The sequence below is a fragment of the Phenylobacterium sp. genome (genome assembly GCF_044358365.1).
Classification (GTDB): Bacteria; Pseudomonadota; Alphaproteobacteria; order Caulobacterales; family Caulobacteraceae; genus Phenylobacterium.
The window spans coordinates 44,355-54,442 of the sequence record NZ_JBIKNZ010000019.1 but is presented as its reverse complement, the minus strand read 5'-3'; the positions used below and the strand labels follow the sequence as shown (position 1 = coordinate 54,442).

Below are 10,088 nucleotides of genomic sequence, written 5' to 3'. Positions count from 1 at the left end.
TCTTCAACGATCTGGACCAGTGCCTGTCCGAGCTCTCCACCGAGGACCCCGACGCCTTTCTGGCGACCCCGTTCGAGGACCTGATCGACCGGTTTTCCGAGGAATTCGGCCTTGGCGAATTCAACCCCGACCCCAAGCCCCCGCCCGAACCCGAGCCACCGCCGCGTCCGCGCCAGAAGGGCTACGACCCGCCCCCGCCGGGATAGCCCTATGCGAGACAACCGGCGCCGGGCCCGCCTGGCGCAGTTCCGGGTGAGGCGTCCCGGCGCCACGCAGGATCATCACCGCAGAAAACGCAGAAGTCCGCAGAACGATTCCCAACCCGGCGCCGCGCAGGCTCCCCGGGCGCCCTTCTGCGTTTTCAGCGCCTTTCTGCGGTAAAATCCTTCATCACCCGACCAACTGCCTGCCGGCCCCGCCTGGCGCAGCGAAAACACCCGGTCTATGGCCCGGCCAGGGCCAGGCTGCGGCTAGGCCGCGCGCCCTTCCGCGATCGCCTTGGTGCGGGCCAGTGAACCGCGCATCCGCGCGGCGTAGGGGCCGTTGAGGAAAGTCGCCTTCAGAAGCCACCCCTCGAGCGGTCCTAGAAACCCCGGAAACCGGTAGCGCCTGAGCTCAAATGAATAGGTCCAGCGTACGTAGGTGCGGCCCTCGCCAGCGTCGGCGTATTCAAAGTCACCCAGGCCATAGAGTAGCGGGCGTGCAGCGGCGGTGACGTAGTTCCAGACCACATAGCGGAAGCGGTAGCCCGCCCCGGCGCGCGACGTCTCCAGCACCTGTTCGACCACGGTCGTGCCATCCGTCAGGAATACCATGTGCCGCGAGGCCGGCGCGTCGAAGCGGTCGCCTGCCAGCATATGGGTTCCGGTCAAGTACGGCAGCGCGCCGGAGCGGTCGATCCAGTCGGCCAGGGCCACGGTTTCGGTTTGTGCGATCACCTCGGCCAGCGGCCGGTTGATAGCAATCTCCTCGACCCGCGAGACCAGGCGCCCAGGCTCCGCGACCGGGGGATGCGGGGTGTCGATGAAGCCCGGCGGCGGCTGGAGCGCCGTCATTTGATCGTGACCGTGGCGACGCCCTGAGGTCCCGACATCTCGAAGCTGTCGCCGGACTCCTTGTCCACGGAAAAGGCGGTACAGGTTTCACTGGGATCGAAGTCGGAGCTTGTGCAGAGCCTGTCGCCGTCGATCCGCCAGGCCCCGGTGATCTGGTCGTCGAGGGCGGCGGCGGCAACGGCCGTGATCGCAAGCTATCGCATGGCAGGCTCCGCAGAATGGCGGGGCCAACTTGGCGGACATACCGGAGGGCTCAAGACGGAGGCATTGACAGGGCACGCCGCGCCTCATCTGCTGGCGTGGCGAGCAAGAGGAAACGTCCAGATGTACCCCGGCGCCCACGCCAAGACCCAGCCCGACCACCCCGCCTTCATCATGGCCTCCACCGGCGAGACGGTGACCTATGGCGAGCTGGAGGCCAGGACCAACCGGCTGGCGCACTATTTCAGGTCGGTGGGGTTGAACCGGAACGACCACTATTCGATCATCATGGAGAACAACGCCCGGTATCTGGAGGCTTGCGGCGCGGGGGCCAGGTCAGGCCTCTACTACACCTGCGTCAACTCCTACCTGACGCCGGAGGAACTGGCCTACATACTCACCAACAGCCTTTCGCGGGTGCTGATCACCTCCGAGGCCAAGCGGGAGGTGGCGCTGAAGGCCATGGCGCTGGCGCCGGGCGTGGAGCGGTGTCTGGTGGTCGACGGCCCCGGTGATGGCGACAGGGTGCTCAATCTGGACGAGGCCGTGGGCGGGTTTCCGTCGACGCCCATCGCCGACGAGAGCTCCGGCGCGGCGATGCTCTATTCCTCGGGCACAACAGGAAAGCCCAAGGGGATTCTGCGGCCCTTGCCGGAGCTTCCGCCCTCGGAGAACGCCGCGCTGTTCTCGTTTCTGGACGGACTTTGGCGGTATCGCCACGGGATGGTCTATCTGTCGCCGGCGCCGCTCTACCACTCCGCGCCCCAGGCGGCCGTGGGGCTCACCATCATCCGCGGCGGCACGGTGGTGATCATGGAGCACTTTGATCCTGAACAGTATCTGGGCCTGATCGAGCGGTATCGGATCACCCACAGCCAGCTGGTGCCAACCATGTTCTCACGGATGCTAAAGCTGCCGGACGAGGTTCGGACCCGCTACGACCTCTCATCGCTGGAATTCGCCGTCCACGCCGCCGCCCCTTGTCCGCCCCAGGTCAAGGAGGCGATGATCGACTGGTGGGGTCCGATCATCCACGAGTACTACGGCGCTACCGAAGGCATGGGCTTCACCACCTGTGACAGCGCAGAATGGCTGGCTCACCGGGGCACGGTCGGCCGCGTCGTCTCCGGCGAGTTGCATGTTCTGGACGACGAGATGAACCCTTCCGCGCCGGGCCAGCCGGGCACGCTCTGGTTCAAGATGGCCAACGCCTTCGAATACTTCCAGGACCCTGATCGCACCAATGAGACGCGCTCGGCTGACGGAACCATGGCGACGGTGGGGGACGTGGGCTACGTGGACGCCGACGGGTTTCTCTATCTGACCGACCGGGCGACCTTCATGATCATCTCCGGCGGGGTGAACATCTATCCGCAGGAGTGCGAGAATCTGCTGATCACCCACCCGAAGGTGGCCGACGCGGCCGTGTTCGGCGTGCCGCACGAGGATCTCGGCGAGGAGGTCAAGGCGGTGGTGCAGCTGATGCCGGGGGTCGAGCCCGGCCCGGAGATGGCGGCGGAACTGATCGCCTTCTGCCGGCAGCATCTGGCGGGGCTGAAGTGTCCGCGATCGGTGGACTTCGAGGCAGAACTACCGCGCCTGCCGACGGGCAAACTCTACAAGCGGGTACTGCGGGATCGCTATTGGGGCGATCGAAAGAGCCGGATCGTCTGAAGGCGGCTATTGCGGCAACGCCTCGATGATCACGAAGGCCTGCGCATAGGGATGATCGTCGGTGAGGGTCAGGTGAATGACCGCCTTCATGCCCTCAGGCGTCATCTCCCGCAGCCGGGTGAGCGCGCCGCCGGTCAGCGCCATGGTGGGCTGGCCGGAGCGCATGTTGATCACGCCCATGTCACGCCAGAAGACGCCGCGACGCATGCCGGTGCCCAGGGCCTTGGCGCAGGCCTCCTTTGCGGCGAAGCGTTTGGCGTAGCTGGCGGCGGCGTCGGGCTTGCGCTCGGATCGGGTACGCTCAAGTTCGGTGAACACGCGTTCGCGAAAACGGTCGCCGAAGCGGTCTAGGCTGGCCTGGATACGGCGGATATCGGAAAGGTCGGAACCCAGGCCAAGGATCATGCGGCTTTGACGGCGCGCGCCTCATCCATGAGCGCGCGCATCCGCTGAATGGCGGGACCGAGGCCGATGAAGATCGCCTCGCCGATCAGGAAATGGCCGATGTTGAGCTCCATCAACTCGGGGATGGCGGCGAGGGGTTTGACAGTCTCATAGTCGATACCGTGACCCGCGTGCACTTCGAGGCCCAGGCGCGCGCCCTCGGCTGCAGCGGCGCGCAGTTTCTGAAGCAGGGCGTCGGCGTCGGGGCGGCGCTCCCGGACCGCCTGACAGAAGGCGCCGGTGTGGAGTTCGATCACCTGGGCGCCGACGGCCTTTGACGCGGCCACCTGCACCGGATCGGCATCGATGAAGCAGGAGACGCGGATGCCGGCGCTCACCAGCCGGTTCACGACAGGCGCGATGGTGTTGTGGCCCTTGACGATATCCAGGCCACCCTCGGTGGTGACCTCCTCACGCCGTTCGGGCACCAAGCATGCAGCGTGCGGCAGATGGGCCAGCGCGATCGCTTCCATCTCTGCTGTGACAGCGCACTCGAAGTTCAACGGCCGACCCCGACGGCGGCAGGTAGCGGCCAGCTGGTCGATATCGGCGTCGGAGATGTGACGCCGATCCTCCCGCAGGTGGGCGGTGATGCCGTCAGCGCCTGCGGCCAGCGCTATCTCGGCGGCGCGAACGGGATCGGGATAACCCTCCCCCCGGGCGTTTCGAACGGTGGCTACGTGGTCGATGTTCACGCCAAGGCGAAGACGGCTCATGCGCGCAGCCTCTTGGACCCGGGTTCCTCGGCCGGCAGGGCGGCGAGTTCGGGCGGCAGCGCATCGGCGGGCCAGGACGGCACATCCAGCGTGGCCAGCGCCACCAGCGGCCAACCCACATCGGCCTTGCCGCCGGAGCGGTCAACGATACAGGCGCAGCCCAGGATCATGCCGCCCGCCGCCTCGATCGGGGCAACGGCCTCACGGAACGACCCACCGGTGGTGATCACATCCTCGATCACCACGACCCTGGCGCCCGGTTCGATCCGGAAGGCTCGGCGCAGCTTGAAGCCGCCATCCTCACGCTCGACAAACATCGACGGCACACCCAGCCAGCGGGCAGTCTCGTAGCCCGGAATGATGGCGCCCACCGCCGGCGAGACAATCACGTCGGGCTTGCCGAACCGCGCCTCGATCTTCGCCGCCAGCGCCTTGCACAGACGCTCCGTCCGATCCGCGTACTGGAAGACCAGATTCTTCTGCAGGAACATGGCGCTGTGGCGACCGGAGGAAAGGATGAAATGGCCTTCGCGCAGCGCGCCCGCGCCGCGAAACTCGTCAAGTACGTCTTCGGTGTTCATGGGACCGGAGATAGTCCGGATTTGCGGGCGGCGAAAGATGGCGGCGCTTACCCCTTGGTCCGCTCAACCTCTTCGACGCTGGGATTGGCGCGAAGGGCAGCCGATATGTGGGTCAGGTGGCGAGCGTCATTGACGTCCACGTCGATGAGCACATCGAAGAAGTCCGACTGGCGATGGTTCATGCGCAGCCCCACGATATTGCCGCCCGCCTCGCCGATCACGGTGCAGACCTGGCCCAGTACCCCCGGCGCATTGCGGATCGTGGCGGTAAGACGGGCGCGGGCTATGGCGTTGCGCTCGGCCTCGGGCGTCCACTGCAGGTCGCGCCAGAGGTCCTCGCGATCCTCGTAGTCCACAAGTTTTTCGCAATCGATGGTGTGAACCGTGACGCCGGGCCCGTCCTTGGCCAGGATGCCGACAATACGGTCGCCCGGCACCGGCGAGCAGCATTCGGCGAAGTGTAGCGTGACGCCCGGGGTCAGGCCGCCGCCGCGCACATAGAGTCGGGCATGCTTGGCGTCACGGACATGTCGGCGCGCTGTCGCCGCCTCGCGTTCGGCAGGCTTGAGACCCGGGAATACGATCTCCAGCACCTGCGAAGGCGTGGCGCGGCCCCGACCGACGGCCTCGAACAGGTCTTCCTCGGTGGCGGCCGCAAACCGCTCCAGGGCGGGGCGCAGCGAGACGTCCTTGCGACTCTTGCCGGCCGCATCGAAAGTCTGATCCAGGGTGGCGCGACCCAGCCGGATGAATTCCTCACGCTCTGTCTGGCGAAGGTGCCGACGGATGGCAGAGCGCGCCCGGCCTGTGACCGTCAGCGAACGCCAGTCCAGCGGGACCGCCGGCTTGCCACCCCGGATCACCTCGACCACATCGCCATTGACCAGCGCCGTACGTAGTGGCTTCAGCTCGCCATTGATCTTGGCGCCAACCGCGGTGTCGCCGATGTCGGTGTGAAGGCCATAGGCAAAGTCCAGCGGCATGGCGCCGCGCGGCAAGCTGACCAGCTTGCCCTTGGGAGTGAAGACGAACACCTGATCGAGGTACATCTCCAGCTTGGCATGCTCGACCAGTTCCTCGGCGTCACCGCCGTGCTCCAGCACCTGAACAAGGTGACGCAGATTGACAAGCGGGTCCCGGCCGCCGGCGGCCTTCTGGTGCTCGGCGTCAAAGCCGTAGGACTTGTTCTTATAGCGCCAGTGAGCGGCCACGCCTTCTTCCGCCACCAGATCCATGGCGTCTGTGCGGATCTGCATCTCGATGCGCATACCCTTGTAACCGACCACGGTCGTGTGGAGTGACCGGTAGTTGTTGCGCTTGGGTGTGGAGATATAGTCCTTGAAACGCTCCGGCACGGACGGCCAGGCCCGGTGGATAACACCAAGCGCCCGGTAGCAGTCTTCCTCGCTGTCGACGATCACCCGAAAAGCATAGATGTCGGACAACTGGGAAAAGCCGATGGATTTGCGCTGCAGCTTCCGCCAGATGGAAAAGGGGTGCTTCTCGCGACCATAGACGCGCGCGGGTATACCGGCCGCCTCCAACCGCGCCGACATTTCCTGGCTGACCGTAGAGACCGCCCCGCCCTGCTCGCTCCGCAGCACCGCCAGACGCCGCATGATCGCGTCGCGCGCCACCGGATTGAGGTGGGCGAAGGCGAGTTCCTCGAGCTCCTCGCAGATCCGGTGGACCCCGATCGAACGGGCCAGAGGGCCATAGATGTCGAGTGTTTCGCGGGCGATCCGTTCCCGCTTCGCCGCCTGCTTTATGAAATGCAGGGTGCGCATGTTGTGCAGTCGGTCGGCCAGCTTGACCAGCAGGACGCGGACATCCTTGGAGATCGCCAGGATGAACTTACGCAGGTTCTCGGCCTGGCGAAGGTGGGCTTCGGAAAGCTCCAGCTTGGAGAGCTTGGTGACGCCTTCCACCAGTTCGGCGACTTCCGCGCCGAACAGGCGCTCGATGTCGTCTCGCGTGGTCTCGGTGTCCTCGATGACATCGTGCAGCAGGGCGGTGACGATGGTCTCTGTATCGAGGCGATAATCAGTGAGAATACCCGCCACCTCGATCGGGTGAGCGAAGTAGGGATCGCCGGACGCCCGCTTCTGCGCGCCGTGGGCGCGCATGGCATAAACGTAGGCGCGGTTCAGCAATGCCTCATCGGCGGTCGGGTCGTAGGAGCGGACCTTCTCGATCAGCTCGAACTGGCGCAGCATCTTTGGACGCGGTGGGGCCGCAGGCGGTTCAGCTACGGATACGTCGGGGAGCGCGGCGGCAGGCTGGCTGGCCGCGTCCTTAAGGAGGGGTTCTGCGCCTTCCGGGCTCAGTACCGCTCCTCCTGACCGCCGTCGCGGTCGCTTTGCAGGGCGCGGATCAACTCAAGCTCGCTCATCTGCATATGCGTGGGATCGGCGAGCAGGGCCAGGGTCTCGGCCTCTTCCTCGGCTTCGGAGCGTTCGTCGACGCGCTGCAGCGAGAGGATCAGGGCTTCCTTCAGTTCCTCGGCGTCGACCACGTCGTCCGCGATCTCACGAAGCGCCACAACCGGGTTCTTGTCGTTGTCACGATCCACCATGATCGGCGAACCGGCCGAGACGGCGCGAGCCCGATGCGACGACAGCAGAACGAGGCTGAAGCGGTTGGGCACTTTTTCAATGCAGTCTTCGACGGTGACGCGAGCCATGGGATCTCTCTGGCGAAATATAGAGCCGCCGAAACTAGCGGCTTGGCGCTCGTTGTGCAACGCCGCAAAGACATTGCGAGCCCAGAAGGCGGGACTTTTCGCTACATCGCCCGCAATTCTCGCGGGAATTGCCCAAGCCGTGACCATCCAGCCCGGTGAGCCGTGATGGGTGCGATGCAAAAAGACTGGCTTTCGGCGATGTCTCTGATATAAGACCGTAGTCGAATATCGCTTTGGTTCGGTTGCTCTCTACGCTTTTTCTTCGGATCGAGCCCCGAGCCTACCACGATCCTCTCCGAGATTTTGATTTCGTAGCCCACTCGGGGCACACGAAAACTTGCACCCGAAAGGTGACAACTATGGCTACCGGTACTGTGAAGTGGTTCAACCCCACCAAGGGCTTCGGCTTCATCCAACCTGACGACGGCGGCGCCGACGTATTCGTGCACATCTCGGCCGTCGAGCGTTCGAGCCTCGGCTCGATCAACGAAGGTCAAAAGCTCTCCTACGAGCTCGAGCGTGATCAGCGCAGCGGCAAGATGTCTGCTGGCCAGCTCGGCGCAGCCTAAAGGACGGCGGGACACCCCGGCGGTGATGGCCGCATGGTCGCCTCCGTCGGGGCCCCAATCCAGAACATGACAACATCAACAATTGAACGCGCTTACGAGCTGGCCCGCTCGGGGAATGTCCCCAACCTGGCCCAGCTGAAAGCGAAACTGAAAGCAGACGGCTGCCGCGCCGTGGACGCCTTGCTGGCGCCCCGCGCCGTGCGCGGCCATCTGGAAGCGATCTGCGCGGCCACCTTCAAGGCCTCCGAGTCTGAACGGCCCGAGACCGAAGCCTAAGGGTCACCCTGGCTTCAGCCATCCCCGCCGACTGCAACACCACCCTCACGGAGTGAACGCATGGCGCGGAAGCCAAACTACCAGTTCGAGCGCATGGAACGTGACCGGCAGAAGGCCCTGAAGGTCAACGAAAAGGCCAGCGCCAAGCGCGAGCAGCGGGAACGTGACCGCGCCGTAGCGGCTGGCGACAGCCCGTCCGAGCCTGACGCAGACGAAACCTGAGACCCGATGCCCAGCGACACCATCTACAATCATGAAACCGTTCTGCTGGACGGAGAAATGTTTGACGCCTGCGAGTTCCGCGATTGTCGCATGATCTATGCGGGCGGCGAGCCGCCCACCTTCAGCAAATGTCGGTTCGATGGCTGCGACTGGCGCTTCGACGAGGCGGCGGGGCACACGATGGCCTATCTGAAGACGCTCTGGAGCGTTGGTCAGAAGGCGACTGTGCAAGGTCTGATCAAGGAAGTGACCGGCGTCGCGCGCTGATCAGTTCATGGTGCGGCGACGCAGCGCCATCTGTTCGCCCAGCGCCGTCTCGAACAACAGGAACAATGGCTCCAGCCGACCCTGCGCCAGACGCTTGCGGCCGGCCTCTGCCAAGGCGGCGTAGTCGCCGGGCCAGGCGGCCACATCGGCGGCCCCTTCGGCCAGAACCCTGGCCTGATTCATCCCCAGATAGACCGCGCTCAGGCATGCCGTCTCTGCGGGATCCAGCCCTACGCGGCGCATGACCACCAGGCTGTCCATCAGGTAATCCTGAGGAATGGCTTCCAGCTGTTCCGGATCGTCGGCGTCGATGTCCTGCGCCAGACCCGCCTCCTTCAGCAACTGCGCCATCATGCCGGTAAAGGCTTCCACGTCGGCAGGCAGGGCAGGCATCGGGACTCCGGCGAACAGACTTCAGGGCAAGCGCCGCTCGTGACATGCTGCGTCGGCATTGCCAACCTGGGAGACGTGCGGATGCCTCATCCTGCGATCGATGACCCAGCGCCGATCCGCTACATCGAACGCACCCACGCATGGTACGCCGCGCTGGGTTACGGCGCCCCATATCAGTACGCGCGTTTCGAAGACGTCCCGTTCGCGCGCCTGCAAAGCCTGCTGACCGCATGCCGGGTTGCGCTCCTGACGACCGCGGCGCCCTTCCAGCCGAACAAGGGCGATCAGAGTTCGGGCGCGCCCTACAACGCCGCCGCCAAGTTCTATGCGGTCTATTCCGGTGAAACGGCCCGGGACCATGATCTGCGGGTCAGCCACGTGGCCGTCGACCGCGCACACCTCAGCGACGACACGAACTGCTGGTTCCCTCTCCCTGCCCTGCGCCGCGCGGTGGAAGCGGGCCGGATCGGCGGCCTGACGCCTCGCTTCCACGGCGTGCCGACCAACCGAAGCCAGCGACACACGCTTGAGGTCGACGCGCCCGAGGCCCTGTCGCGATGTCGGGCTGACGGTACGGATATCGCCCTCCTGGTGGCCAATTGCCCTGTCTGTCACCAGACCATGAGCCTGACAGCCCGCATCCTGGAAGCGGCGGGCATTCCAACCGTGGTGATGGGCGCTGCGCTGGACATCGTCGAACACTGTGGCGTACCGCGGTTCCTGTTCAGCGATGTGCCGCTGGGCAACGCGGCCGGACTGCCGTTCGACGCGGCCTCACAAGCGGCGACGCTGGAGATGGCCTTGGAGCTGCTGGAGGCGGCGCCCGGCCCACGCACGACGGTCCGGAATCCGCTGATCTGGCCGGGGCCGCCAGGGTGGCGGCGGGGTTATCTCGGTCTGGATGGGCTTACGCCCGAGGATCTCGCGCGGGAGCGGCGGGCGAACGACGCGATCAAGGATATAGCGCAGGGAGTGCGGGACGCGATCTTTGCGAACCGGGGATAGGC

13 protein-coding genes and 1 pseudogene are annotated in these 10,088 nt (G+C 65.3%); 7 read left to right on the top strand and 7 right to left on the bottom strand.

Annotation, left to right across the window (positions count from 1 at the left end):
* Nucleotides 1-206 (top strand): annotated as a pseudogene (locus tag ACIQ3B_RS07680) (hypothetical protein); the annotation flags it as partial.
* 264 nt (nt 207-470) lie between these two features.
* Here the strand turns inward: ACIQ3B_RS07680 and ACIQ3B_RS07675 are convergent.
* Nucleotides 471-1,055: a hypothetical protein gene (locus ACIQ3B_RS07675; RefSeq protein WP_397401244.1), complete on the bottom strand. Its 585-nt coding sequence runs from the start codon at nt 1,053-1,055 to the stop codon at nt 471-473.
* Nucleotides 1,056-1,115: 60 nt separating this feature from the next.
* Here ACIQ3B_RS07675 and ACIQ3B_RS07670 point away from each other — a divergent pair, with 60 nt between their 5' ends.
* Nucleotides 1,116-2,930: an AMP-binding protein gene (locus ACIQ3B_RS07670; RefSeq protein WP_397401242.1), complete on the top strand. Its 1,815-nt coding sequence runs from the start codon at nt 1,116-1,118 to the stop codon at nt 2,928-2,930.
* 6 nt (nt 2,931-2,936) lie between these two features.
* Here the strand turns inward: ACIQ3B_RS07670 and acpS are convergent, their stop codons facing one another.
* The 5 genes from acpS to rpoZ all read right to left on the bottom strand — a co-directional run bounded on the left by acpS (nt 2,937) and on the right by rpoZ (nt 7,354).
* Nucleotides 2,937-3,335 (bottom strand): holo-ACP synthase, encoded by a 399-nt coding sequence (gene acpS, locus ACIQ3B_RS07665; RefSeq protein WP_397401240.1) that lies wholly within the window; start codon nt 3,333-3,335, stop codon nt 2,937-2,939.
* A complete protein-coding gene (locus tag ACIQ3B_RS07660) occupies nt 3,332-4,090 on the bottom strand; it encodes a pyridoxine 5'-phosphate synthase (RefSeq protein WP_397401238.1) in 759 nt (252 codons plus the stop codon). The genes acpS and ACIQ3B_RS07660 overlap by 4 nt, the downstream gene beginning before the upstream one ends.
* Nucleotides 4,087-4,671: an orotate phosphoribosyltransferase gene (gene pyrE, locus ACIQ3B_RS07655; RefSeq protein ID WP_397401236.1), complete on the bottom strand. Its 585-nt coding sequence runs from the start codon at nt 4,669-4,671 to the stop codon at nt 4,087-4,089. The genes ACIQ3B_RS07660 and pyrE overlap by 4 nt, the downstream gene beginning before the upstream one ends.
* A gap of 47 nt (nt 4,672-4,718) precedes the next feature.
* Entirely contained in the window at nt 4,719-6,887 is a 2,169-nt protein-coding gene (locus ACIQ3B_RS07650; protein ID WP_397401234.1) for a RelA/SpoT family protein, read from the bottom strand.
* Between the two features lie 107 nt (nt 6,888-6,994).
* Nucleotides 6,995-7,354: a DNA-directed RNA polymerase subunit omega gene (gene rpoZ, locus ACIQ3B_RS07645; protein WP_397401232.1), complete on the bottom strand. Its 360-nt coding sequence runs from the start codon at nt 7,352-7,354 to the stop codon at nt 6,995-6,997.
* A 359-nt stretch (nt 7,355-7,713) separates the two neighbouring features.
* Here rpoZ and ACIQ3B_RS07640 point away from each other — a divergent pair, with 359 nt between their 5' ends.
* The 4 genes from ACIQ3B_RS07640 (at nt 7,714) to ACIQ3B_RS07625 (ending at nt 8,688) form a co-directional block, all read left to right on the top strand.
* Entirely contained in the window at nt 7,714-7,923 is a 210-nt protein-coding gene (locus ACIQ3B_RS07640; RefSeq protein WP_397401230.1) for a cold-shock protein, read from the top strand.
* 66 nt (nt 7,924-7,989) lie between these two features.
* Nucleotides 7,990-8,199: a hypothetical protein gene (locus ACIQ3B_RS07635; RefSeq protein ID WP_397401228.1), complete on the top strand. Its 210-nt coding sequence runs from the start codon at nt 7,990-7,992 to the stop codon at nt 8,197-8,199.
* 60 nt (nt 8,200-8,259) lie between these two features.
* Nucleotides 8,260-8,421 (top strand): hypothetical protein, encoded by a 162-nt coding sequence (locus tag ACIQ3B_RS07630; RefSeq protein WP_397401226.1) that lies wholly within the window; start codon nt 8,260-8,262, stop codon nt 8,419-8,421.
* A 6-nt stretch (nt 8,422-8,427) separates the two neighbouring features.
* The gene (locus ACIQ3B_RS07625; protein WP_397401224.1) at nt 8,428-8,688 is read left to right on the top strand and encodes a hypothetical protein; all 261 of its coding nucleotides are present in this window, start codon (nt 8,428-8,430) and stop codon (nt 8,686-8,688) included.
* On the opposite strand, the gene ACIQ3B_RS07620 is transcribed toward ACIQ3B_RS07625, so the two are convergent.
* Entirely contained in the window at nt 8,689-9,081 is a 393-nt protein-coding gene (locus ACIQ3B_RS07620) for a hypothetical protein (RefSeq protein ID WP_397401222.1), read from the bottom strand.
* 81 nt (nt 9,082-9,162) lie between these two features.
* On the opposite strand from ACIQ3B_RS07620, the gene ACIQ3B_RS07615 reads away from it, so the two are divergent.
* Nucleotides 9,163-10,086, top strand: a complete 924-nt coding sequence (locus ACIQ3B_RS07615; RefSeq protein WP_397401220.1) for a hypothetical protein — start codon at nt 9,163-9,165, stop codon at nt 10,084-10,086.
* The last annotated feature ends 2 nt before the right edge of the window (nt 10,087-10,088 follow it).

Coding starts and splice junctions, on each gene's coding strand:
- ACIQ3B_RS07675 (WP_397401244.1), bottom strand. CDS start 1,055: ATGACGGCGCTCCAGCCGCCGCCGGGCTTCATCGACACCCCGCATCCC.
- acpS (WP_397401240.1), bottom strand. CDS start 3,335: ATGATCCTTGGCCTGGGTTCCGACCTTTCCGATATCCGCCGTATCCAG.
- ACIQ3B_RS07660 (WP_397401238.1), bottom strand. CDS start 4,090: ATGAGCCGTCTTCGCCTTGGCGTGAACATCGACCACGTAGCCACCGTT.
- pyrE (WP_397401236.1), bottom strand. CDS start 4,671: ATGAACACCGAAGACGTACTTGACGAGTTTCGCGGCGCGGGCGCGCTG.
- ACIQ3B_RS07650 (WP_397401234.1), bottom strand. CDS start 6,887: ATGCTGCGCCAGTTCGAGCTGATCGAGAAGGTCCGCTCCTACGACCCG.
- rpoZ (WP_397401232.1), bottom strand. CDS start 7,354: ATGGCTCGCGTCACCGTCGAAGACTGCATTGAAAAAGTGCCCAACCGC.
- ACIQ3B_RS07640 (WP_397401230.1), top strand. CDS start 7,714: ATGGCTACCGGTACTGTGAAGTGGTTCAACCCCACCAAGGGCTTCGGC.
- ACIQ3B_RS07635 (WP_397401228.1), top strand. CDS start 7,990: ATGACAACATCAACAATTGAACGCGCTTACGAGCTGGCCCGCTCGGGG.
- ACIQ3B_RS07630 (WP_397401226.1), top strand. CDS start 8,260: ATGGCGCGGAAGCCAAACTACCAGTTCGAGCGCATGGAACGTGACCGG.
- ACIQ3B_RS07625 (WP_397401224.1), top strand. CDS start 8,428: ATGCCCAGCGACACCATCTACAATCATGAAACCGTTCTGCTGGACGGA.
- ACIQ3B_RS07620 (WP_397401222.1), bottom strand. CDS start 9,081: ATGCCTGCCCTGCCTGCCGACGTGGAAGCCTTTACCGGCATGATGGCG.
- ACIQ3B_RS07615 (WP_397401220.1), top strand. CDS start 9,163: ATGCCTCATCCTGCGATCGATGACCCAGCGCCGATCCGCTACATCGAA.